This is a genomic window from Synechococcus sp. UW106, from assembly GCF_900474015.1.
Classification (GTDB): Bacteria; Cyanobacteriota; Cyanobacteriia; order PCC-6307; family Cyanobiaceae; genus Parasynechococcus.
The window spans coordinates 214,162-237,299 of record NZ_UCNV01000003.1 but is presented as its reverse complement, the minus strand read 5'-3'; the positions used below and the strand labels follow the sequence as shown (position 1 = coordinate 237,299).

The window sequence follows — 23,138 nt, the reverse complement described above, 5'->3', positions numbered from 1 at the left end:
GTGCAGCCCCGCAGCGAGCCACTGCTCTGGCTTCAGTGCCTGGCTCTTGGAGCCATCCCACTGGAACTGCTGGTGATCCGCCTGGTTCTAGCCGGCGCGGATCCGGGACCTGTGCCTGGTGTGGAGCGATTTCTGATCTGGAGCGTCGGGGTGCTGGCTCCGACTGTGGCGTTATGGCGGCGCCCCGCCGACTGGGGATCACTGCTGCTGGTGCGTCAGCCGCTGGCCAGCCGCAGCAGCGATCAACTCCGCATCAGTGCATCGCAAAGCGGTCTCAGCAGCCGCATTGCTGTAGTAGTTGCGGCGGTCATCCTGCTGCCCACCCTCTGGTGGCTCGATGATTCAGCAGTGCTGGTGAATGAATTTTCTCCGGTTTCGGGCCAGTCCCGCCTCGTCACCCTGTTGCTTGTCAGTCCGCTGCTGGCGCTGATCGTCTGGCAGTTGCAGCAGTTGGTTCAAGCCGCAGCGGTCTTGGTTGGTTCGGCAACAACAATTGCGGCTGCTGATTCAACCTTCCGAGCTGACGCTGTTGCAACGCAGCGAACCAGCCTTGGCCTGCAGCTGCTCAACCTCCCTGCCCTGGACTGGCCGGAGGCTCAGGCAGACCCAATCACGGAAGGCATCGTTGAGGAGGCGGACGTCGACGCGCCAGCCGTTGCTGAAGACAGCCAGGGCCAGGACAACAGCGAAACCGATCCGTCAAACAACGAGATTCCCGACGAAGCCATCGACGCGGCACCCGCGGAGACGGAGACGGATGACGGCGCTGAAAATGAGACCACCGTTCAAGACAGCACAGACATCAACCGGGGGATGCCTGAGGACTCGGTTGAAACCGAAGCCATCGACACCGATCAAGCCGTTGAGGTGGTGAACGTCGACGCATCAGCCAGTGATGGCGTCGACCGAGACATCGACGCATCTGAAACGGAAATCGATCAGCCGAACAACGAGATTCCCGACGAAGCCATCGACGCGGCACCCGCGGAGACGGAGACGGATGACGGCGCTGAAAATGAGACCACCGTTCAAGACAGCACAGACATCAACCGGGGGATGCCTGAGGACTCGGTTGAAACCGAAGCCATCGACACCGATCAAGCCGTTGAGGTGGTGAACGTCGACGCATCAGCCAGTGATGGCGTCGACCGAGACATCGACGCGGCACCCGCGGAGCCGGAGACGGATGACGGGACTGCAAACAAGATCACCGAACAAGAGAGCACAGACAACACCGCGAAGATGTCTGCGGAATCTGCTGACATTGAGCCTGAAGAGCTGATGCTGAACAACGAAGACAAGGAGGTCAGCACCGAGTCAGAACTGAATGTCGACAGTGCTGAAGCTGACGTTGAGGCTGAAGTCGATGCTGCTGCAAACACCAACCCATCGGCTTCGCCTGAATCAGTCGCCACTGCTTCCGGTCCTGTCCCGATCGAACCAGAGCAGCCCGGAGAAGAGGAGGAGAGCACCGCCCTGGATCCCGAAATCAGCCAAGTCGACACTGTCGCCGGCGGAAGCACGGAAGGCCATGGTGAACAGACCAAGCCCAGCGGAGGCAAAGAGAGCGAACCAGAGGAGTCGTCGGAGCCCCCGCCAGGGAGTCTGTGACTCTTTGAGCAATCGCTCCCGCAACGCGGGATCCAGGCTGGATTTGGAGCGCTGATTATCGGACAAACGTCCCCGTGGGATTCAGAGCAAATGTTAAATTGCTCATGACGCCGATGTAGCTCAGCCGGTAGAGCAACGCTTTCGTAAAGCGTGGGTCGCCTGTTCAAGTCAGGTCATCGGCTTCACATCATGTTCAAAGTGCTTTCAGCACTGGTTCGCAGTGTTTGTTGGTAACGCTGTCAGCATTTAAGTCGATCGATCTGGTCACAACACATCAGACCGCCTAATTTCACGCACTAACGACAAAGTGCAGCAAGGCCAGGAATGGCACATAGCTGCACACCCGTCTGGATGGTTCCGTCTGCCAGCAATCCCCAGGGAACAATCCAATGCTGAGGATCAACAACATCGAGAACACCACGCGCTTCTGGATTGGGAATAAAAATCACCTGTCTTTGTTTCAGCTTCAGGCGATCACGCAACCAGGATGTATAAACCTGAGACTCGAGCAACTGCTGATAGGAGCCATCACGAATAATCTTCTCAAAACCCGCTGTCACAGCATCAGCCAGCTCCATGTTATCGGGGCTGACATAAAAGAAACCCGCAAATGGATAGACCACAAGAACATGAGGATCAAGAACCACTCCATCGGAAAAGCGATTAACGACCCCCTGTTCACCCTCAATTTCTGCTACCCCACGCAACAGCAGATCAACCCTCTGCTGATCAACGAGCCGAAATAAATTATCCCCGGATGTTTCAAATGTTCGCAACCCAGCCGCATCAAAAATATCCAGCCCACTCCAACCACTCCTCTGCAGCAGGGTCAGAGCACGTAATTCCTTCAAGCTGTCGACAGATGCCAACCTTGGCAAGCGCTTGTCGTGGGTCCAACCAACACGAAGTCCCAAGACACCGCCAGTAATGGGAATCGGAATGACCCGCAAACGCGCGTTCAATGATCGACCTGCACCGTAGGCACCGATCGTGATGGCATGGGGGTTTTTGCCTCACACCAGCTGGCCTGATGCCAAGGCATCAATGGCTGCGTCCTGCGACAGATCTTCAGCAGTTAGACCAAAGGCAAAATCAACTCCACTGCGCTCCATAATCAAGCGCAAAAGCTGCGTTTTGAACTCCCGTTCCGTATCACCGAGATCACGACCAAGCACTACCGGGAGCACACCATCAGGGATGGCCTGCACTTCCACTGGCGTTAGTAAATGCTTATTTTCAAGATCGAGCTGGCCTTCCGAAAATCTTGGGCGGATCGCGAGGAAGGCTGCCACCACCACCAGCAAACTCAGAACAACCGAAGCAGCTGTTTGCGAACCAAAGCGAGGTGTGGACATCAGCTCGAGGGAATAATCAAGTAAACACCAAACAAGGTGAACGCCAAATAACTTGGCAACAGACAACGCCGCAGGATCCCAGATACACGCTTCGAATAGTCAGCAAGATGATTATCAATAACCTCATCCGCACCTACCACATAAAGAATACCGAGAAAAATAATGATCTGAAGATTGCCGATAAATCCACTCATAGCTGTCACAGGAAGCTTCCCTGCAATAAAAACATAATTACCACCTGCAGAAACAACCGCAGCAAGGATCAGATCATCACGACTGCGGCTAATCAGCAGCGCCATGCAGCACAGGCCAACTGCAAGAATGTATCCAAGAAAATCAGGGGTGAACCACAGCAAACTCACCCGTTCCAAATGCATCTGAAATACAACCGTGGGCTGACGAATCAACGACAATCCAGACTCGATCTCCGAGCCCAGGTCACTCATCAGTGACACTTGAGAAGGGAAGGCTTCTGAATCATGCAACAACCAACCGGGCAGAATTAATCCTGGGCTCAAAGAGAAGCCATTGGATGGCACCACCTCCAAAGCAGTCGGGTTCAACGGATCGAGGAAGCCAACCTCAACCTTCAAATGCTGGCTATCAAAGGGATAGCGACTCAGCTGCCAGCGTTGGACCGCCTGCGTACGAATGCGGTAGAGGCTCCAGACACGACCATCGGCACGAGACTCTCGACGCACCCGTTCAAAGCGCTGCACATCACCGTCATGAATGCCATTCAGGACGGTGAGGTCATCACTGGGATTCTGATCCGCAGGACCCGACCAAATCGACCACAAAAAAAGTTGTACTGAAAAGCGATTTTCAAGTAGATCAAGATCACTCAGGTTCGTGACATAAGCGCCAACTTGCAAGATTCCTGGGGACCCACTCTGATCCTCAGGCACATCAATCAGAGTTTGAGCAAGCCTGTCCCAGTCAAACGCCGGAGGGGATGTGTTTGCAGGCAGAGATGGGGCCTTGTGCAGCAAGGGGTGCAACAACAAGCTGAGAACAAGCACTGTTGCCACCAACGGGATCAGCCAGCGCATGCGACGGGACGAGACGCGCACGTCCGGCGACCAAGAACTCCTCGCACGATGACAAGAGCAATACTTGAAAACCAGCGCCGTGCACGTTCTGTGATCCTTCCCTCTAGAGGCGTGGCCTTCAAAACAGGCAGCTACGGGGACCCGGCCGCTACCAACCAACGCGACTACTGGCGGGTGGCGTTCCAACTCGTGAAACGGGCGAAATTCGATCTGGGGATGCTGGTGCTGATGAGTGCTGTGCTGATCCCGCTCGACATTCACCTCAAAGATTGGTTGCTGAGCACGAAGGCCGTGGCTGTTCTGGGGATCGCCATGTCGATCTTCATCGGTTTCCGCAACACCCAAGCCATCAGCCGTTGGTGGGAGGCGCGAACACTGTGGGGATCCGTTGTGAACAAAAGCCGCTGTTGGGCCGACGGCCTACGCGGATTGCTAAGTAAGCAGCAATGGCAAAGTGCACGAACACAGCACTTGGTGCAGCTTCAGGTCGCCATTGCCTGGCAACTGAACTTTGAATTGCGCAACTTCTGGCACCCTGATCTCCAGTTGATGCGCCAACAGCTGCTGCATCAGCTCGCTCTCCCTGTCAACAGCACAGTTCGGAGCCTGTCGGCTCAACGGGCGATGGCCATTCAGAAGCTGGCTGAGGAGCAGTGGATTAGCGAGCGGGGTCGCATCCATTTGCTGGAGATCAGTGATGCCATGACCGATGCCGTTGGAGGTCTCGAACGGATCCGGAACACCCCGATTCCACCGCCTTACGACCTCTTCGTTCGTGTGATCAATTGGGTGTTCGGAACGCAGCTGTTGCTCTCATTTGAAAGCCAAGGTTCACCGATTACAGGAATCCTGCTCTTTTTCGGCTTCTTGATTGCTGAGCGGATTGGCGCCTACGTGGAAGGGCCTTTTGATCAAGACGGCAGCAGCTTTTCGATGCCGCTGAATACGATCTGTGTGGGAATCAGTGAAGACTTGATGCCTAGTGAACTCGACTACGGCAGGTATCGTCCCAGCCGGAATCCTGTGTTTTGGGACTGATGCAGGACCCCACCCCGATGCGTATCGGATCAGCCCTGAGTGGGTTGCTGCTAGTGCTGTTTCTGGTTGTTCATCTGGCCGGTTTGCTGCCAGCGCTGATCGCACCGCTGACGTTCGAGCTGTATGCCACGACCCTGCATCACCAGCCGTGGCTCCCTCTGCTGGAGGCCAGCTTGGCCACCACCGCAACCATTCATCTGGTCTTCACCGTCGCCAAAACGCTGCGAAATCGTCGCGCTGGAAATACAGCTGCGCTGCGCAGCCGTCGTGGTCGACCGCTCGCGGCTCTCGCCAGCCGCAGCAAAGTCGCTGCAGGAATCATCACGCTGGGATTCCTAACCCTGCACCTGCAGCAATTGCGTTGGCCCCGTCCTGCAGACGGATTGGAGAGAGAGGCATTGCTGCAAGTGCTGCAGCAACCGATCAGCCTGATTGTTTATGCCGCCGGCAGCCTGGCCATCGGGCTGCATCTTCTGCACGGTGCTGAGGCAGCACACCGCAACCTGGGGCTGCTGACCCCGGTTAATGGCCCCAGCATCCGCTGGGGGGGGCGCCTGCTGGCGTCTGTCATCGGAGGAGGCTTCCTGCTGATCAGCCTGGGACTGGCCCTCGGAGTATTGATATGAGCAGTGGTTGGCCTGACCCCAGGATTCCCTCCGGTCCGCTCGCCGATGCCTGGCGAAGGACCCGGGAGGGACTGCCGCTGATCAGCCCCTTACGCAAAGGGCAGCTGGATGTACTCGTGGTGGGGACCGGCCTGGCAGGCGCTTCAGCGGCGGCAACCCTGGCGCAGCAGGGCTACCGGGTCACGGTGCTCAGCTTCCATGACAGTCCACGCCGTGCCCATTCGGTCGCTGCTCAGGGCGGCATTAATGCCGCGCGTTCCGTTGCGGTCGATGGCGACAGCATCAGTCGCCTGTTCGCCGACACCCTCAAGGGGGGCGACTTCCGCGCCCGCGAATCAGGCTGCCAGCGACTGGCGGAAATCAGCAGCGGCATCATCGACCAATGCGTAGCTCAGGGGGTGCCGTTCGCGCGCGAATACGGCGGCAGCCTGGCCACCCGCAGTTTCGGCGGTGCTCTAGTGAGCCGCACCTTCTATGCCCGTGGTCAGACCGGCCAGCAATTGCTCTACGGCGCCTACCAGGCCTTGATGCGCCAGGTGGAGCTGGGTCGCGTGCAACTGCTCACCCGTCGGGATGTACTCGAGCTAATCACCGTGGATGGGGTCGCACGCGGTGTGGTGGCGCGCCATCTGCTGAGCGGTGAACTGGAGGTGCACACCGCCCGCACTGTCCTGCTCTGCACCGGTGGCTACAGCAACGTCTACTTCCTCTCCACCAATGCGCTCAAATCCAACACCAGTGCGATCTGGCGAGCCCACTGCAAAGGGGCCCTGTTCGCCAATCCCTGCTTCACCCAGATTCATCCCACCTGCATTCCTAGTGGCGATGTCTTCCAGAGCAAGCTGACACTGATGAGCGAAAGCCTGCGCAACGACGGGCGGGTCTGGCTGCCCAAAAACCCGGACGAGACACGATCTCCCGATGCGATTCCTGAAGAGGAGCGCGACTACTTCTTGGAGAGGCTTTATCCCACCTACGGCAACATGACGCCGCGGGACGTCGCCTCCAGGCGAGCCAGGGAGCTTTGCAACGCTGGGCGGGGCGTCGGCCCGGGGGGGCGATCGGTCTACCTCGACCTCACCGATGCCATCAAAGCCGAAGGTCGCGACGCCATTGCTGCGCGCTACGGCAACTTGATGACGATGTACGAGCGGATCAGCGGCGACGACCCCTACAGCAAGCCGATGCGGATCTATCCCGCCCCCCACTACACAATGGGCGGTCTCTGGGTCGACTACCACCTGATGAGTTCGGTCCCAGGACTCTTTGTGCTCGGGGAAGCGAACTACTCCGAGCATGGCGCCAACCGACTCGGGGCCAGCGCCTTGATGCAAGGGCTTGCCGATGGCTACTTCATCGCGCCGTCCACGGTCACGGCCTGGCTGGCGAGCACACCGGCCGAGGATGTCTCCACCGACCACCCGGCCTGCCGCGAGGCCCTGGAGAGCACCCGCACCCGGATCAGCCAATTGCTCAACAGCCAGGGCAACACCCCGGTGGACAGCTTCCATCGCGAGCTGGGAAGCGTGATGATCGACCGCTGCGGCATCAGCCGCCATGCCAATGGTCTGCAGGAGGGGCTGCAGCAGGTGCGATCCCTGGAACAGCGCTTCGACACTGAAGTGCGGGTGCCCGGCGACGCCAGCGGTCCCAATGCCGAGCTGGAGAAAGCTCTGCGGGTTAAAGACTTCTTCGGGCTTGCCCAATTGATGCTGCGGGATGCCCTGGCCCGAGAGGAGTCGTGCGGCGCCCACTTCCGCGAGGAACACCAGAGTGAAGACGGTGAAGCCCGTCGCGACGATGCCAACTTCGCCCACATCGCGGCCTGGGAGCACAACACTGACGGAGAGCCGATCCGCCACAGCGAACCACTGCAGTTCACCACGCTGCAACCCAGCACCCGGAGCTACAAATGAAAATCACTTTGCGCATCTGGCGCCAGAGCAGCGCCGATCGACCCGGGACACATCAGAGCTATCTGCTGGAGAACGTCTCCCCCGACCTCTCCCTGCTTGAAGCACTTGATCAGCTCAATGAACAACTGATCAGCTCCGGAGAACGGCCCGTGAGCTTCGAGCACGACTGCCGCGAAGGGATCTGCGGCAGCTGCGGCTTCCTCGTGAATGGCCAGGCCCATGGACCTCGGGCCGCGACATCGGTGTGCCAGCTCTACCTGCGGGAGTTCAGCGATGGCACGGTGCTGACCCTGGAGCCCTGGATCGCACGAGCCTTCCCTCCAATCCAGGACCTGATGGTGGACCGCTCCGCCTTCGACCGCCTCATCGCTGCCGGGGGCTACTGCTCCACAGGCACTGGTCAGGCGCCGGATGGCAACGCCTTGCCAGTGGGGCGAGAGCAAGCCACGAGCGCCTTCAGCACAGCGACCTGCATCGGTTGTGGCGCCTGCGTCGCCAGCTGCCGCAATGCCTCAGCGAGCCTGTTCGTGGCCGCCAAACTGGCGCATTTGGGTCAGCTGCCACAGGGGCAACCGGAACGGGCCCGACGCGCCGACGCCATGCAGCGCCAGATGGAGGCGGAGGGCTTCGGGAGCTGCAGCAGCAACCTGGAATGCGAAGCGGTCTGCCCCCAGGACATTTCTGCTGACTGGATCAGCTGGATGCACAGAGAAGCACGGAGCTAATTCAATGAACGGCAAACTCCTCGTTGCAGGAATTGTTGGATTCTTCCTTCTGTTCTTTGTGATGGAGTCCTGGTTGATGAGGGGCCTTCCCCACTGATCCTCAGAAGCACAAACGATCCAGGCCTACGTCAAACAACAGAACTGAGCACACTGCTCGTCAACGAAGCAACAAAAATTGCAGCGAATCTGGCCCAGAAATAACCAGAATATTTTTTCATCACAACCAATAAGGAATCACTAATATTTCAAGCATCGATTCACGTCATCATTATGCAGACAAAACCCCAGCCAGAGCAGATCACAAAAACCGTGGTCGGCATGACGACGATCTTCATTGGTGGAGTTACCATTCTATCGAGCATTTTTGTTGTTCCCGCTGGCGAAGTTGGCGTTGTCACGACCCTGGGAAAAGTCTCCGATACCCCGCGGGAACCAGGCTTGAACTTAAAACTCCCTTTTATTCAGTCAACCCATAACTTCAGCGTAAGAACGCAGGTCATCCCCGAAAAATTTTCGACACTCACGAAAGACCTTCAAGTGATTGAAGCGACAGCCACCGTGAAATATGCGGTCAAACCTGGAGAAGCGCCGAGAATCTACAGCACCATTGCAACCGACGACTCTGCGATCTACGCACGAGTGATTCAGCCATCACTGCTGAAGTCTTTGAAGTCAGTTTTCTCAAAGTATGAACTAGACACCATCGCAACTGATTGGAACAATATTTCTACACTTGTACAAGAAAGCGTCTCAAACGAACTCAGCAAATTCGACTACGTTGCCGTCAAAGGCCTTGACATCACTGGCCTTAAGATCGCTGAAGAATACAGAGCTGCAATCGAACAGAAGCAAATTGCGCAGCAGCAACTTCTACGTGCCAAAACAGAAGTTCAGATCGCAGAACAAGAAGCTCTGAAGTTTCAGACTTTGACCAAGTCGCTTAATGACAGCGTCCTCTACAAGCTCTTTCTCGATAAGTGGGACGGCAAAACCAAGGTGGTTCCGCCCATCCGCGGAGGAAGCACAACACCAGTCATTGTTGGTCAATGACCGGGTTGGTCAATGGCCGGACGCGGGAGAAACACATCGGCGACCAGACTCCCTCCTCAGAGGCCAGAGCAGCCGCGGGTTGCAGCCTGCAGATCCACAACGGCCTGAGCGCCACGGCCAGCCTTCAGTTGCTGCATGATCAGGTCGGCCTGGACGCCCAGCAGCAGTGTCTGACAGGGGTACGCACTGCGAGCCGATGCCCTTCGCTGCAGGGCCTCCGCCTCAAGCAGAGCCTGTTGGCAGAGCTGGTGGTGACTCGCTTCAAGGCAGCGCTGGGCTCGGGCCTGAAAGGCAGCCAGAGAAGAGGCCTGGGCCGCCGGGGCCACCATGCCGAAAGCGAGCAGGACTGTGACGGAGCGCGTGAGCAGGGCTCAGGGGGGCGATTTACTGAGATGATGCCGCAACAACGATCAATCACACCGCCGTGTACACAGACTGGACTGCCCTTGCTCTGCTGCTCTTCACTGCGGTGCCTCTGTTGATCGTGGTGGCGACGGTGACCTATTTCGTGATCCAGAACAACCAAAAAGCTCCCCTGAGCTGAGATTCAGCCCACCGAAGCTCAGGCCATCGGCCGGGTCGGGCAGCTGAGCTTGGCCAGGCCAGGGGCGTTGATCGGCTGGTGGTTCAACGGTGCGGATTGCACGGCTGAACTGAGCTGACCAGTTCCAAGACAGACAATGCAGGTACGGAAGCGATCACCCGAAACACGCTGCATTCCACTGCCCCCACAAACGGTGCAAGTGCACATGATCCCAAGGATCAGACGATGAAGTCAGTTTGAGGCGAAATCCCTCGGCTGATCCCGAAGTGATCCTTAAGAAATCACTTCATTGATCTGCTGATGCGTCAAGCCTTCGAGCAACTCTGTTGCACTGAGCCGCGCATCGGGGTCCACCAGCTGGAGGCCCGAGGCCAAGCGTCCGACAACCATGGCCGCATCCATCCCCGCGGCACGAAGCGATTCCAAACCTGAACTAGCGACTCGCTTGGAGAGTTTTTGTCCTTGGGCATCGCGCAGCAGCGGGCCATGCCGAAACAGGGGTGGTTGTTGACCCAAGGCATCAAACAAGCTGCGCTGGGCCGGCAACGCTTCCCGTAGATCGGCACCACGCACCACATCGGTGATACCAAAACTGAGTTCGTCGATAACGGTGGCGAGCTGATATGCGATGAAACCGTCTGCCCGGCGCAGCACCACATCACCACTCCCGTGGGGGTCGTCATCTGCGACCCGCAAGCGCCAACTGGGGAGCCGCTGCTGCTGCCAGCCCCAGGCGTGCCCAGCCTGCCGGCAGATCCCGGGATAGATCGGTTGATCGGCCAGCTCCCGCCGGGAACAGCGGCAGGCAAAAAGCCGACCGGAACAACGCAACCATGACAGCCAGGAGTGATAGATGCCACGCCGTTCGCTCTGCAGCACAGGGGGACCATCCCAAGACAGACCCAGCCAGGCCAAATCCCTCTGGATCGACTCAATTGCACCGGCGCGATTGCGCGGCGTGTCGAGATCATCAATGCGCAGCAACCAAGCACCACCGGCCTGACGTGCCGCCAACCACGACAGCAGAGCCGTCTGCAGATTGCCGAGATGGAGAGCCCCAGTGGGCGACGGGGCAAAACGACCGCGGTAGCCACCACCAGCCCATAGGGCTCGGCCCGCCTCCAAATGCTGCTGCAGGTGCTCCGGAACAGACATCAAAAAAGGCGACCCATCGGGCCGCCTGGAGAACGAACGGTGAACCGTCGATCAGCCCTGAACGCGATCTTTGAACATCTTGCCGGCGGTGAAGGCGGGAACACGCTTGGCAGGAATCGCGATCTTCTCTCCGGTCTTGGGGTTCAGACCCTGACGGGCAGAACGCTCACGGGGCTCAAACGAACCGAAACCCAGGATGGAAACTTTCTTGCCTTCAACCACAGAGTCGATGATCGTGTCGATGGCGGCGTCGACAACCATGGAGACGTCGGTCTTGGTGAGCTCGGTGCGAGCAGCCACCAGATTCACCAGATCAGCTTTGTTCATTGGTTAGAGAGAGTCGGGGGGCGGGAGACGGCTCAAAAACGGCGTAGTGGTCTCGCCGCTGCCTTCCCCAAGCGGCCCAATCGTATGGAGAGCAACCGGTTGCTGCAAGCGAAAAGTCCTGTGCCGCAATGCTTTAGCAGTTCTGCGCAACATCACGCCACCCACTAAAGGGCACAAGACGCTCCCCACGCAGGGCACCGAGTGCAGCCCCAGACAACAGATGGGGACTGGCATCTGGGGGAATCCAACCCCTGAGTTTGGCCAGACTGTTGAGCTGTCTGGACCAGTGAAAAGTCCGGGCATGGCGCATGGGTGCGAGCTGCCCTGGAGCCCATGGCGTCAGCAAACGCCCGCAGAACAACAGCTCGTTTGGTGCCGGTGCGAACACCACACAGCTTCCCGGCGTCGGCCCCGGCGTCCACAACAGCCGCACTCCAGCGACGGTGGTGTGCTGCTCAACGAAGGTCTCCAACGGCTGAACATTGGGCAATAGATAAGCCTCCTGTTCTTGCACCAGCACCGGCCAGCCCAAACGCTCCTGCAGGCGACGCAGGCGCCCATGCCCTTCACGACTGGTCAGCAAGATCCTTGGGATGCGCGTTCCCGCCAGCTGACGCAGGGCGGTGAGGCTGGCCTCCGTCAACGGCGGACAGTCCACCAATACCGGCTCGGGATCCAGATCCAGCCACCAGGCGCTGCCACCTTGACTGTCGCGGTTGGGCGGAAACAACCAGAGGTTGTCGCGCAGCTGCTGCGGCGGCCGACCGGCCTCAAGTGTGGTGGTCATCGCCATCGCTTCACACAACGGACCAAACCACTAGTTTGAAGTCGAGATGCCCCAGCAGCCTTGAGTGGCATTCACACCGGTTCTCCCTGGCCCCTTGGCAGCAGCATTACCACCAGGGGTGTGAACTTCGTGTTGGCGGCCCCCCGGGCCGACCGCATCGAATTGCTGCTTTACGGCAACGGCAATGACCGCAGTCCGGAGCGGGTGATCGAACTGGATAGTCGACGTCACCGCTCCGGCGACTACTGGCATGTGGAGGTGGAAGGTCTCGGCGAGGGCTGCTGTTACGGCTTCCGCGTCTTCGGGCCTCTGGCTGCGGGGGAGCACGGCTTCCGCCCCTCCAAGGTGCTACTGGACCCCGCCGCTCGCGCCATCAGCGGCTGGAATGTCTACGACCGAGTGCTGGCTACCGGCCCCTCACCCAACGCCCATGCCTGCCTCAAGGGGGTGGTCTGCGAAAGGGATCTGTTCGATTTTCAGACCCATCCCCGACCGCGCAACAGCTGGCAACGAACGGTGATCTATGAGCTACATGTGGGCGGCTTCACCCGCCGGGAGGATGCAGGGGTCGCCGTTGAACACCGTGGCACCTACCTCGGACTGATCGAGAAGCTGCCCTACCTCAAGGAGCTAGGCATCACGGCGGTTGAGCTGTTGCCGGTGTTCTGCTTCGACCCTGCAGATGCCCCCCCCGGGCGCGACAACGTGTGGGGCTACAGCCCCTTGAGTTGGTTCACACCGCACCACGGCTACTGCAGCAGTGGCGACCCGCTACAGGCCCGTCATGAAGTGCGCCAACTGGTGGCCGCCTGCCATGAGGCCGGCATCGAAGTGCTGCTGGATGTGGTCTACAACCACACCACCGAAGGCAACCGCCATGGCCCCACCCTGAGCTGGCGGGGCTTTGCCGACGACGTCTACTACCACCAGAACGAGGTCGGCGACTATCAAGACGTGAGCGGCTGCGGCAACTCAATCGCCGCCAATTCACCTATAAGCACCCAGCTAATCCTCGAGTCGATGCGCTGCTGGGCGCTGGAGCTGGGGGTGGATGGCTTCCGCTTCGACCTGGGCATCGCCATGAGCCGCGGCGATCAACTCAAACCCCTGGACGAGCCACCCCTGTTCGCGGCGATGGAGGCCGATCCGCACCTAAGCGACCTCAAACTGGTGAGTGAACCGTGGGATTGCGGCGGCCTGTATCGGCTGGAGGACTTTCCCGCCGAGCGGATCGGCACCTGGAACGGCCATTTCCGCGACGGAGTGCGGCGGTTCTGGAAAGGAGATGAGCACAGCACCTGGACCCTGGCCCAGCGGTTCAAGGGCAGCCCTGATCTCTATGACGGCAAACCGGTCGCCCTGGGGCGTTCGGTGAACTTCATCACCGCCCATGACGGCTTCACCCTTGCGGATCTGGTGAGCTACAACCGCAAACACAACCTGGCCAACGGCGAAGACAACCGCGACGGCGAGAACCACAACAACAGCTGGAACCATGGCATTGAAGGCCCCAGCAGCAATCCCCTGGTGCAAACCCTGCGTCGGCGTCAGCAACGCAACCTGCTCAGCTCACTGCTATTGGCCCGTGGCGTGCCGATGCTGCTGATGGGCGACGAAGTGGGCCGCAGCCAGGGGGGCAACAACAACAGCTGGTGCCAGAACAGCCCGCTTGGCTGGATGGTCTGGGATGAAGACCACTGCGACCTGGAACTCAAGCAATTTCTGCAACGCCTGCTGCGCCTGCGCCAGACCCTGCCGCAACTGTTTAACCCTCTGGTGCCGCCGCGGGAGAGCAAGCGCAAATCAGCTCAACAACAGAGCGATCTCTGGCGTCAATGGCACGGAGTAAGCCTGGCCAAACCCGACTGGGCCGCCTGGAGCCGCACCACGGCCACCAGCCTCCACAGCGGGAGCCGCGGCGCACTTCTATGGATGGGCTTCAACGCCTACAAGGAAAGCCTCAGTTTTGAGTTGCCGATTCCGGCCTCCCCCTGGAAGCGGGTGATCGACACCTCGTTACCCAGTCCCAAAGATTTTCCGGCAGAACCCGCCAGTTTCAGCGGTGTGGAGATTCCGCTGCAGAGCAGAAGCTTCGTGCTGCTGCTCGCCGAAGAAGAGACAACCGACCTTCGGTTGTGAACAGAGCGGGTGACGGGAATCGAACCCGTGTCATCAGCTTGGAAGGCTGAGGTCTTACCATTACACAACACCCGCATAGTACAAACGAACCAGTGCCGCAGGGCTGGTGGCGTCGTAAGTACGCGTTCATTATGGCAATTCGCCTGCCCGAAGCCTCCGAGTGACACCGACCGACGCATCCCTGCAGGGGTCTCGCCGCAGGCTGATGCTCGCCTACGGCCTGGGCGATGCCGGTACTGGACTTGCCGCAACCCAGCTGGGCTTCTATCTCTTCCCCTTTTTCATCTGCGCCGCAGGCCTACCGGCTTACATCGCTGGCTCCCTGCTCACGGTGAGCAAGGTCTGGGACGCACTGAACGACCCGCTGATCGGCTGGCTCAGCGATCACACCCGCAGCCGCTGGGGCCCGCGCCTGCCTTGGATGCTGACCGCAGCCCTACCGCTGGGCATCAGCCTGGCAGCGATGTGGTGGGTCCCCCCCGGGGATACCTGGCAACGCACGGGCTACTACGCGGTAATGGCGATCCTTTTAATGACCGCCTATACGAGCGTCAACCTCCCCTACGCCGCGCTCAGTACCGAACTAACGCCGGACACCGCCATTCGCACCCGCCTCAATGCGGCGCGATTCACCGGATCGATCCTGGCTGGCCTGAGTGGACTCGTCGTGGCATCGGTGGTGTTGACCAATGGCGGCGGGGGCTACCTGGCGATGGGCCGCATCACGGGCAGCATCGCCGCCATCGCCACGCTGCTCTGCTGCTGGGGACTCGCCCCCTACGCCAAACGGGCCCAGCGCCCCATACCCACCAGCGAAGCACCGATGCAGCAACTGAAACGGGTGCTGGCCAACCCCCGTTTCCGCCAAGTGCTGGGGCTGTACGTCCTGCTCTGGTTCGGCCTGCAACTGATGCAGGTGGTGGCCCTGATATGGCTGGTGCAAGTGGTGCATGTGCCCGCCAACCTGTCCACCTGGATTCTGCTGCCCTTCCAGATCGCCGCCCTACTGGGCCTTCAGCTCTGGAGCGCCCTCAGCAACCGCAACGGCAGGGTGGCTGCCCTGCGCTGGGGCGCAGGGCTTTGGATCACGGCCTGCATGCTGTCGATGGTGTTCCCACCCCTGCCGGCGGATCCCGGCCTGCTGCAACTGCTGCCGCTGGTCGGCCTGATTTCCCTGGTGGGCGTGGGAGCCGCCACCGCCTATCTGATCCCCTGGTCGCTGCTTCCCGATGCCATCGACGCCGACCCGAGCAAACCCGCCGGGCTCTACACCGCCTGGATGGTGTTCGGCCAAAAGCTGATCATCGGCCTAACCATGTCGGTGTTCGGCAGCCTGCTCTCGCTCACGGGTTACATCTCCGCCAAAGGTGGCGACTGCAGTGGGGCCCTGAGTTTCATCGAACAACCGTTTTCAGCCCTGCTGGCGATCCGCATGTGCATGGGCCTGCTTCCAGCCATTCTTGTGCTCTGCGGCCTTGCAGTGATGCGAGGCTGGCCTGACCGTGGAGCCCATCTACATAAGGCCGCCGGATGAAGACGCCCCGTTCGATCAAACGCCTGGGATCCAGCCTGCTGATCGGGGGGCAGGCCGTGGCAGCCACCCTGCGCGGACGCATCGATCGGGGGGAGCTGTTTGATCAACTTTTGGAAGCCGGCCCCGGCAGCGTGCTGATCGTGCTGATCATCTCTGTAGCTGCCGGCTCGGTGTTCAACATTCAGGTCGCCGCCGAACTCACCCGCCAGGGAGCAGGATCGACGGTGGGCGGCATCCTCGCGATCGGCCTGGCCCGGGAAATCGCTCCCCTGCTCACCTCCTGCCTGCTGGCCGGCAAGGTGGCCACTGCCTACGCCGCCCAGCTGGGCACCATGAAGGTGACGGAACAGATCGACGCCATCACGATGCTGCGCACCGATCCGGTGGAGTACCTGGTGGTGCCCCGAATGATCGCCATGGTGGTGATGGCACCGGTGCAGTGCTTCTTCTTCTTCCTCGTCGCGGTGTGGTCGGGCCAACTCACCAGCACGGCGCTCTACAACATCCCGCCGGCGGTGTTCTGGACGTCGGTGCGCACCTGGATGGACCCCCTTGACCTGCCATTCATGCTGGTGAAGGCTTTGGTTTTCGGGCTGATCATCGCGACGGTGGCCTGCGGCTGGGGGCTGACCACCCGCGGCGGCCCCAAGGAAGTGGGCACCAGCACCACCGGCGCGGTGGTAATGATTCTGATCCTGGTGGCCCTGATGGATGTCGTTCTTACCCAGGTGCTATTCGGTACATGAGTTCACCCCCCACCCCCGTCACCCTCAAGCCGGATGTACGGCTGCCGCTACTAGTGGTGGCCCTCGGACTGGCACTGCTGCCGTTACCGCTAACCCCCTGGCTCACCCTGGTGGTGTCGCTGTTCGGACTATTTCTGCTGATCCAGAGCGCCAGCCTGCGCCTGGAATTCAAGGAAGAGGCTCTGATCGTCTGGCAGAACGGCCGCGAGCTGCGCCGATTTCCCTACGACCAATGGCTGAGTTGGCGGCTGTTCGCCCCCTGGCTGCCAGGCCTCTTCTATTTCCGCGAAACCCAGAGCATTCACTTTCTGCCGATCCTGTTCAGCCCAAGGGAGCTACGCGAACAGCTGGAGCTGCGGGTTGGGAGCCTCGAAGTTCCAGCAACCAGCGCTGACTGAGCGCTTGTGGCAAGGGCGATCCGCCCATAGCGTCGAGGCATGGGAATGACGGTGCTGATATCCGCCGCCGCAAGCAGGCCGAGCAGCTCAGCAAGCTGCATCAGCAGGCCAATGTTGTGCTGGCCCAGCAGCCCGGTGGCATAGTCTTGCTGTTCGGCTCCTAGGCCCGGGGCGACTGGGATGGCTTTTCAGATGTGGATGTGCTGGCCGTTGCCCCGAACTGCAGCAAAGCCAGCGTGCTGGCGCTGACCGAGCTGGAATGGCAGGAGCGGCGCAATGGAAACTGGCGCGCCATCGGTCGCGATGCCGTGCGCCTGGGCCAGTCATGACCCCGCGCGCTGATGCCTGGATGCTCCAGGCCAACAGCGATTGGGCTGTTACTGAACTCACCGCCCAACAAGACTTTCAAAGCAAGTCTTGGTACCACTTCGGCCAGGCCACCGAAAAAGCGCTGAAGGCCCTGTTGATTTCCCTGGGCTCCCTGCCGCCCTACAGCCACGCGCTGGATCGCCTTGTGAAGAACCTGGAAGCATGAGGGGTCGACTTGACACCCATCAGCACTGTGCGGCTCAAGGCGTTGAGCCGGATGAACAGCGAAACGCTGTATCCCAGCGAGAGCGAAGCACTCGCCGATCGTTTCGAGGCTGAGGACAGCGACGAGGCGCGCGGCGTCGCGGAGCAGGTGATGGCCTTCGCGAAAGCTGCTATCACCAAATAGGCACGAATTGAGCACGAAATAGGCATAATTTTGGCTCGGAATTGTGCGTATCATCGATAACGCCGAGCTTCAATTATTTGGCTAAGCACTGATCAACAGCGCCAGACCTGCGGCCAGTTGACGTGTTCGCGCTGAAGTTCGACGTTTTTAGATTTAATAAGGTCAGTGCTCAGGCCAAAATCGCTGGAGCTACAGCCGCCTCAAGTCGCTCGTAGATCTCACGATCGACGTCAAAGCCCATGGCGAGCATTACCCGCAAACGCACGAGATATTCCTCCTCCTTGCTGCGCAAGCCATTGGAGAAGCGTTTCTCAAGCGAACCAAACACGCGCACATGGGTGAGTGGCGTGAGATCAACAGCGCCAAAGCGCCAAGCATTGAGATGGGCGGCGCAGAGCGGCAGGGCAAACCGATCGAGGCCATAGCCACTGCGGACACCAGTCAAAAAAGGCATCGCCAGATCAAGCAGATCACGGCGAAGAAATGGAGACATGATTTCCACAATCGGCACCCGGTGCAGCGTCGTGCAGGCCCGTTGCCGTAGCCAGCCATATTCCTGACAAAGACTGCTGCCAAACCTCACCGCCGGCTGGGCGGCGCTGAGGTTGTGGATGCGTGCCACAGCCAGCAGCCGATTGATCGCGCTGGCACTGATCAAAACATCGTCATCGATGAAACCCATGTAGTGGTCACCTGCTGGCGGCGGCAGTCGCTTCCAGGCCTCTTCCATCAGATGGCCTTTGCACTCGGTTGCCACACTGATCACATCAAAGCCGTGGGGATTGCTGCCGGGCTCTAGGCCTTCCCCGTTCCAATCAAACAAAACGACTGGGCACGCAAGGGGCTGATCAAACACCACGCAATGACGGCCGCGCTGGGTGGCAATCACCACCAAATCATTGGACGTTGCCCCTGGATTCACAACGGGCTGGCCCTGCTCAATGGGGTATTGCCGGTTGAGCTGATCCACAGCAGCAACCATCTCCGGGAGGAACTGATCGCTATGGCTACCCAACACCCAGCGGGCCCACTGCAGGCGCTCGGCCTCGGAGCGCCCCTGCAATAAGGGAGGGAATGCTTGCGTCATGCCGCCTGCCAAGCCCCTAGCTGCTGTTGCGCCAACTCCAAAAAGGCCAAATCACCAGCGTAAAAATTCTGCAGTGCAGCGATGGCTTCTGCGCTGAGTTGATCGCGCTTCAGGCGCCGCCATAGATTATTAGTTTCTTCTTGGCTGGAGACATGCTGCGGTGTGAGATCGAGCTGTAAGCCCGACGCCTTGGCCCAATGGGATACCAGCGCATCGATCTGCTCCATCCCCAAGATCGTGCGATAGCAACGCGGATCACCACCGAGAAAGTTGATCTGGGGAATGGTGTGGTGGCTCCAATCGATGTGGCAGGCAATCCATTCCGGCAACTGCAGAGCCACCTGATTCATCACATCCACCGGATCAGCATCATCGGCAAAAGAGTGAACGCCGTGGCCTGCAAACAGTTCATCGTGAAAGCGCAAGGCATTGTCAAAACCACTCTGATCAGGGCTGGAGGAACGCAACTTGGCGTACATCGCACCGGTGGTGAGTTCAACCAAATGGCTGCGGCAGGCCGAGACAAACCGATCGATGGGATCACGCCAAATCGCTACCAAAGCGCGATGGTCTGAAACGGCGCGCAGCTCTTCTGGGTTCAACCAATGGGTGGCAGACAGCGCGGCGCTATGGGGATCAAAGCCAGGCCGCTGACAATCGGCACCTTGGAATTGGAGCCATACCCGCTTAAGGGTGCTGCACCCGTTCTTGGGAACCCATACCAAGCCAGCATCACCACCAACAGGCAACACAGGGGAGAGCTGAACGCCCTCACGCATCCGCAGCTGAATCTGGGCCCAGTCGCAAGCGGGGTCATCAACCCGGCGACCGGGCAAGAGGTCGTGGGCTTGGAGCTGCAGCATCATGCCGCCAGGTCCTGGCTCTCCAGGGGAAGCTGACCCACTGTTGGCCGTTGCCGGCAGACTGTTTCAACTGCTGTCTGGAAAGCGACGGCCACTGATTTGTCGTGGAACAGGCGCTGCTTGCGCTCTCCAATCTTCTGCTTCATCTCGGCATGAAAGCCCGCGTCCTGCAATAAGCGCACCGAGATGGCGAGGTAATCGTCGACGTCCTTGGCGATCAGCTCAGGCAACTCCAATACTTCGAGCATCGACACGGTGTGGCGACCGCGCATGAAGGCGGTGGGCAGGGTGACGACGGGACAGTCGAGGGAGAACGACTGCATGGAGCTGTTGCCGCCATTCCAGTCGATCGTGTCGATGGTGTGGTGGCTGATGGCGAACAGGCCCATGAAATCGCCATAGTCGAGGCGGGGCAGGATGCGCAGATGCTCCTCGATCACCAGGTTGCGGTGCTCGAAATGAGGACGCATGCGCTCGTAGAGGCGATCACAGATGCTGTTGCTGCCCATATGCCCCACCAGCACAATGAAAGCCTCGGGGTGACGTTTGGCGATTTCGGCATAGGTCCAGTCGTTGCGAGGCAAGTACTTAAAGGTGCTCTGCAGCGAGTTGAGGATCGGCCGGTCGCGAGGTAGATCGAACTTCTCGAACAACAGCTGGCCATCGTGAATCGCCGCCGGTGTCTCGTAGTTGAGACCAGTCTTAGGGAGGCGGTAGAGGGTTTCGCTGTAATGGGCTTCATTGCCGGGGGGCTCCATCCCCTCACCGGAGAAGTAGTAGTGGGTCGTGCGGGAACCGCTGCTGATCGGATGCCCCCAGCCCTGGCCCTGCACCGGAGCAAGTTGCAGCACCGAGGCCACCTTGCTGGCGGCATGCATGCCGATGTCGGTGAACAGGAGCAGATCGAGCTGATCGTCGAGAATCTGCTGCAGCATCGGCTCAGGATTGTCGGGCTTCAGTGGTATGTGGCGATAGGTGCCAAGGGCCCCAAAGCGCTCAGTGCCTGAATCCTCGCTTTCGCCGATGTTGTAGCTGACGATCTCGTAGCCGGAATTGCCAGCGATGGCTTCCAACCACCCCAGCGCCCAGATCGAGCCGTTGTGATTGATCAGATGTGGTGAGATCACCCCCACCCGCAGGGGCCGGGGGTCGGCTGGATCGCGTTGGGGCCGGGGCTGCATGAATTTGGCCAGTTTCGGGCGCAGGATCCGATCGAGGATGCCGGCGTACAGCTCCTGCAGCGGCCGGTCGTCCTCCATCTGATAGGCCAGGTAAAAATTGGTCAACGACCAGGCATGGGCATACAGCTCGGGCCAGGCAGCGTCGTCTTGATTGATGTCTTCGAGCAGGGCATAGAGCTCATGGGCGTCGTCGCTCCAGCGCCGACGAACCTCGGCAACCTGCTGATCGTCGCTGTAGAGCACCGGCAGCACATGCAGCCGAGCCATCAACTGGAGACGCCTGTCGTCACTGACGGCATCCGCCACCGACAACCCGACCTGATATCGATCCAGCTCCATCAGGCAAGCGATGCGGCCCTGCAGGCCGATCACCGTCTCCATCGGTGTGAGCGAGGCCAGACCGCTGAGCAGTTCGAACTGCTCGAGCGCATCGCCGTGGCGCTTCTCCTGAATCAGCCCCTGGGCCAAGTTCTGGCGTGAAGGTTTGAAGTTGGCATCAATGGCAAGTGCCTGGCGGTAGCTGGCCATCGCCGCTGCCGGTTGTTTGAGGGCCCCGTAGGCCAGGCCGAGGTTGTTCCAAGCATCGGCGTAGGTCGGTGCATGCTCGAGGCAGAGCCGGAACGCCTCCACGGATTCGGCATCACGTTTGAGCTCTCGCAGCAGGTTGCCGAGTGCAAAAGCAGCCTGGTAGGCAGCTGGCTGATCCCGCAGCAGCAGGCGCAGCTGCCGTTCCGCCGCATCGCGATCCCCCGCGTCGAGGTAGGCCTGTGACAGGTTCGTGTGGGCTTCTCGAAAGCTAGGGAATTGCTCAAGAGCTTCTCGATAAAGCCGAATGGCTTCCATGCTATTGCCAACAGCTCTGCAGGCATTACCGCCGTTGAACAGCACATAGGGCGTCAGAAAGCCAGCGGCCTGAGCCCGCTCGTAGGCCCTCAGGGCCTGCTCATACTGTCCCAACTGGGCATGGGCCAGACCTGCCAGATAAGCAACCTCACCAGCATGGGGATGATTGTGCAGGGAGGCCACCTGATCCAGCGCTTCCTGGGAGCGGTTCTGGTTGATGGCCTCATAAAGGTGCGCCAGGCCCGACTCAGGGCTGTTGTGTGCTGGCCACTGGCCCTGCGGTGGATCAATGGAAGCAAGCGGCGGCCGTTGCAAGGCCTGTTGGGCAACACTGAGTTGCTGCTGGGCTTCGAGCAACTGCTGCTGCAGCCCAGCGATCTGGAGGTGGCGATCGCGCAGCTGCTGCAGCGGATCCACCAGGGCATCCGTATCCACGGCGGCAAGAGGGCGAACCTTGTCGCCCCGACGACGCGGCAGCTCATAGCCATAGGCCTCCAGATCGGCTCCATACAGGCGCTCCAATCGCGCCAGACCGTCTTTGCTGTATGCGTCTTCCCAGCGTTTGGCGAGCCGTTGCCGGAACTGATGGTCGTAGCGTTGCAACTCATGCTGGATCCGCTGGAGACGTTCAGCGGGCAGCAACGGCTCCAGCAAAGGCGGCAAAGCCTTGATCAACTGATCACGATCCAACCGCTGATTAAACAGCTCAGCCTCACCAAGCCATTGACTCTGCGGACGCAGGTGCCCATCGCTCTGCAGCGGCTGCCAATGTTCCTCCAAGTAGGCCAGAAAATCCTGGAAGCGGCAGGCCTCTTCCCCATAGCGACCCCGCGAAAGTTGCACCGAGGCATTCAGTGGTGCATAGGCCGGATCGGCCAGATGCAACTTGTCGTGCCAGAACGACAGCAGGCGCTCTCCGGGATGGCGTGTCACTGCCAGACGCAGCCCATGGGGGTCGGCCAGCAGCTGCTCCTGTTGTTGTTGCAACAACTGCGCAAAGGACGGCAGCTGGTGCACATCCGAACGGTGGATGGCCAGGGCTGGACGGGTTTCACCCACAGACGCCCTTTCTTCTGGCTCCCGCCCCGAGGCGATCACGGCCAGACGCTTCAGCAGGGTGGAAGCGACCTTGGGAACTGGCGCGACGCACCAGCGCACCTCAGCAATCACGAGGACGAGGCTGCGCTCCAGTGCACCGAAAGCCGCCATCCCCTGATGAAAAACAATATGGTGGAGATTAAAGGTGTTTCGGCGAGAAACACCGCCAACATTGCAATCTCATAGCGAGACCATCAGCAACTGCTGACGTCGAGGTATCAAAAAAATCTTTGCAACAACAGCAAAAAAATAGCAATGGTCCGATTAGTTCGAGTCTCAGCGAGACACATTTACAAAGCCATGCCAAACCAAATCGAACTCAACAAAGTCACTCAATAGATCGAC

The 23,138-nt window shown here is 59.8% G+C and carries 24 protein-coding genes, 2 tRNA genes and 1 pseudogene; 14 read left to right on the top strand and 13 right to left on the bottom strand.

Translation table 11 applies throughout. The annotated features are described in order from the left end of the window. Window positions 1-561: pseudogene (locus tag DXY30_RS14375) on the top strand (low-complexity tail membrane protein); the annotation flags it as partial. An 843-nt stretch (window positions 562-1,404) separates the two neighbouring features. On the opposite strand, the gene DXY30_RS02540 reads toward DXY30_RS14375, so the two are convergent. Beyond that, window positions 1,405-1,623, bottom strand: a complete 219-nt coding sequence (locus tag DXY30_RS02540; protein WP_371638550.1) for a DUF3493 domain-containing protein — start codon at window positions 1,621-1,623, stop codon at window positions 1,405-1,407. 97 nt (window positions 1,624-1,720) lie between these two features. Here DXY30_RS02540 and DXY30_RS02535 point away from each other — a divergent pair. After that, window positions 1,721-1,793, top strand: a tRNA-Thr gene (locus DXY30_RS02535). Window positions 1,794-1,907: 114 nt separating this feature from the next. Here DXY30_RS02535 and DXY30_RS02530 read toward each other — a convergent pair. The 3 genes from DXY30_RS02530 to DXY30_RS02520 all read right to left on the bottom strand — a co-directional run bounded on the left by DXY30_RS02530 (window position 1,908) and on the right by DXY30_RS02520 (window position 4,039). After that, window positions 1,908-2,561, bottom strand: a complete 654-nt coding sequence (locus DXY30_RS02530) for a hypothetical protein (protein WP_115093227.1) — start codon at window positions 2,559-2,561, stop codon at window positions 1,908-1,910. Window positions 2,562-2,624: 63 nt separating this feature from the next. Further along, the gene (locus DXY30_RS02525; protein ID WP_137006773.1) at window positions 2,625-3,032 is read right to left on the bottom strand and encodes a hypothetical protein; all 408 of its coding nucleotides are present in this window, start codon (window positions 3,030-3,032) and stop codon (window positions 2,625-2,627) included. Further along, a complete protein-coding gene (locus DXY30_RS02520) occupies window positions 2,966-4,039 on the bottom strand; it encodes a hypothetical protein (protein WP_244281214.1) in 1,074 nt (357 codons plus the stop codon). Before DXY30_RS02520 ends, DXY30_RS02525 begins: the two co-directional genes overlap by 67 nt. A gap of 90 nt (window positions 4,040-4,129) precedes the next feature. Between DXY30_RS02520 and DXY30_RS02515 the strand changes: the two genes are divergently transcribed. The 5 genes from DXY30_RS02515 to DXY30_RS02495 all read left to right on the top strand — a co-directional run bounded on the left by DXY30_RS02515 (window position 4,130) and on the right by DXY30_RS02495 (window position 9,373). After that, a complete protein-coding gene (locus DXY30_RS02515) occupies window positions 4,130-5,056 on the top strand; it encodes a bestrophin family ion channel (RefSeq protein WP_244281213.1) in 927 nt (308 codons plus the stop codon). Further along, complete coding sequence (locus tag DXY30_RS02510; protein WP_115093224.1) at window positions 5,056-5,682, top strand: succinate dehydrogenase cytochrome b subunit; 627 nt, start codon at window positions 5,056-5,058, stop codon at window positions 5,680-5,682. Before DXY30_RS02515 ends, DXY30_RS02510 begins: the two co-directional genes overlap by 1 nt. Next, window positions 5,679-7,598: a fumarate reductase/succinate dehydrogenase flavoprotein subunit gene (locus tag DXY30_RS02505; RefSeq protein WP_115093223.1), complete on the top strand. Its 1,920-nt coding sequence runs from the start codon at window positions 5,679-5,681 to the stop codon at window positions 7,596-7,598. Before DXY30_RS02510 ends, DXY30_RS02505 begins: the two co-directional genes overlap by 4 nt. Continuing rightward, the gene (locus DXY30_RS02500) at window positions 7,595-8,323 is read left to right on the top strand and encodes a succinate dehydrogenase/fumarate reductase iron-sulfur subunit (RefSeq protein ID WP_115093222.1); all 729 of its coding nucleotides are present in this window, start codon (window positions 7,595-7,597) and stop codon (window positions 8,321-8,323) included. Before DXY30_RS02505 ends, DXY30_RS02500 begins: the two co-directional genes overlap by 4 nt. A 318-nt stretch (window positions 8,324-8,641) precedes the next feature. Then, window positions 8,642-9,373, top strand: coding sequence for a prohibitin family protein (locus tag DXY30_RS02495; RefSeq protein WP_371638548.1), 732 nt, complete (start codon window positions 8,642-8,644; stop codon window positions 9,371-9,373). Between the two features lie 56 nt (window positions 9,374-9,429). Here DXY30_RS02495 and DXY30_RS02490 read toward each other — a convergent pair whose 3' ends face one another. The 5 genes from DXY30_RS02490 to DXY30_RS02475 all read right to left on the bottom strand — a co-directional run bounded on the left by DXY30_RS02490 (window position 9,430) and on the right by DXY30_RS02475 (window position 12,192). Next, entirely contained in the window at window positions 9,430-9,702 is a 273-nt protein-coding gene (locus DXY30_RS02490; RefSeq protein WP_115093220.1) for a hypothetical protein, read from the bottom strand. Window positions 9,703-9,935: 233 nt separating this feature from the next. Next, window positions 9,936-10,091, bottom strand: coding sequence for a hypothetical protein (locus DXY30_RS13870; RefSeq protein ID WP_170951104.1), 156 nt, complete (start codon window positions 10,089-10,091; stop codon window positions 9,936-9,938). Window positions 10,092-10,190: 99 nt separating this feature from the next. Beyond that, window positions 10,191-11,072 carry a tRNA glutamyl-Q(34) synthetase GluQRS gene (gene gluQRS / locus DXY30_RS02485; RefSeq protein WP_115093219.1) on the bottom strand — a complete coding sequence of 294 codons (882 nt, stop codon included), beginning with the start codon at window positions 11,070-11,072 and terminating at the stop codon, window positions 10,191-10,193. A 51-nt stretch (window positions 11,073-11,123) separates the two neighbouring features. Then, a complete protein-coding gene (locus DXY30_RS02480; protein ID WP_006850925.1) occupies window positions 11,124-11,399 on the bottom strand; it encodes an HU family DNA-binding protein in 276 nt (91 codons plus the stop codon). A 133-nt stretch (window positions 11,400-11,532) separates the two neighbouring features. Continuing rightward, a complete protein-coding gene (locus DXY30_RS02475) occupies window positions 11,533-12,192 on the bottom strand; it encodes an MBL fold metallo-hydrolase (protein WP_115093218.1) in 660 nt (219 codons plus the stop codon). A gap of 54 nt (window positions 12,193-12,246) precedes the next feature. On the opposite strand from DXY30_RS02475, the gene DXY30_RS02470 reads away from it, so the two are divergent. Further along, on the top strand, window positions 12,247-14,325 hold the full coding sequence (locus DXY30_RS02470; RefSeq protein ID WP_115093217.1) for a glycogen-debranching protein: 2,079 nt from the start codon (window positions 12,247-12,249) through the stop codon (window positions 14,323-14,325). 4 nt (window positions 14,326-14,329) lie between these two features. Here the strand turns inward: DXY30_RS02470 and DXY30_RS02465 are convergent. Then, window positions 14,330-14,400 (bottom strand) — tRNA-Gly (locus DXY30_RS02465). Between the two features lie 130 nt (window positions 14,401-14,530). On the opposite strand from DXY30_RS02465, the gene DXY30_RS02460 reads away from it, so the two are divergent. The 6 genes from DXY30_RS02460 to DXY30_RS13865 all read left to right on the top strand — a co-directional run bounded on the left by DXY30_RS02460 (window position 14,531) and on the right by DXY30_RS13865 (window position 17,721). Beyond that, a complete protein-coding gene (locus DXY30_RS02460) occupies window positions 14,531-15,859 on the top strand; it encodes an MFS transporter (protein ID WP_115093216.1) in 1,329 nt (442 codons plus the stop codon). After that, entirely contained in the window at window positions 15,856-16,605 is a 750-nt protein-coding gene (locus tag DXY30_RS02455) for an ABC transporter permease (protein WP_115093215.1), read from the top strand. The genes DXY30_RS02460 and DXY30_RS02455 overlap by 4 nt, the downstream gene beginning before the upstream one ends. After that, complete coding sequence (locus tag DXY30_RS02450) at window positions 16,602-17,003, top strand: DUF3119 family protein (RefSeq protein WP_115093214.1); 402 nt, start codon at window positions 16,602-16,604, stop codon at window positions 17,001-17,003. Before DXY30_RS02455 ends, DXY30_RS02450 begins: the two co-directional genes overlap by 4 nt. A 194-nt stretch (window positions 17,004-17,197) precedes the next feature. Further along, window positions 17,198-17,332, top strand: coding sequence for a hypothetical protein (locus tag DXY30_RS14515; RefSeq protein WP_256359538.1), 135 nt, complete (start codon window positions 17,198-17,200; stop codon window positions 17,330-17,332). After that, window positions 17,329-17,538, top strand: a complete 210-nt coding sequence (locus DXY30_RS02440) for a HEPN domain-containing protein (protein ID WP_170951103.1) — start codon at window positions 17,329-17,331, stop codon at window positions 17,536-17,538. The genes DXY30_RS14515 and DXY30_RS02440 overlap by 4 nt, the downstream gene beginning before the upstream one ends. A 9-nt stretch (window positions 17,539-17,547) precedes the next feature. Then, window positions 17,548-17,721: a hypothetical protein gene (locus tag DXY30_RS13865; RefSeq protein WP_170951102.1), complete on the top strand. Its 174-nt coding sequence runs from the start codon at window positions 17,548-17,550 to the stop codon at window positions 17,719-17,721. Between the two features lie 169 nt (window positions 17,722-17,890). Here the strand turns inward: DXY30_RS13865 and DXY30_RS02435 are convergent, their stop codons facing one another. The 3 genes from DXY30_RS02435 to DXY30_RS02425 are packed head-to-tail and all read right to left on the bottom strand — an operon-like array spanning window position 17,891 to window position 22,904. Then, window positions 17,891-18,808, bottom strand: a complete 918-nt coding sequence (locus DXY30_RS02435) for a hypothetical protein (protein ID WP_170951101.1) — start codon at window positions 18,806-18,808, stop codon at window positions 17,891-17,893. Then, window positions 18,805-19,671 carry a sulfotransferase family 2 domain-containing protein gene (locus DXY30_RS02430; protein ID WP_115093312.1) on the bottom strand — a complete coding sequence of 289 codons (867 nt, stop codon included), beginning with the start codon at window positions 19,669-19,671 and terminating at the stop codon, window positions 18,805-18,807. The genes DXY30_RS02435 and DXY30_RS02430 overlap by 4 nt, the downstream gene beginning before the upstream one ends. Continuing rightward, entirely contained in the window at window positions 19,671-22,904 is a 3,234-nt protein-coding gene (locus tag DXY30_RS02425; protein ID WP_115093212.1) for a sulfotransferase family 2 domain-containing protein, read from the bottom strand. Before DXY30_RS02425 ends, DXY30_RS02430 begins: the two co-directional genes overlap by 1 nt. Window positions 22,905-23,138: the final 234 nt, after the last annotated feature.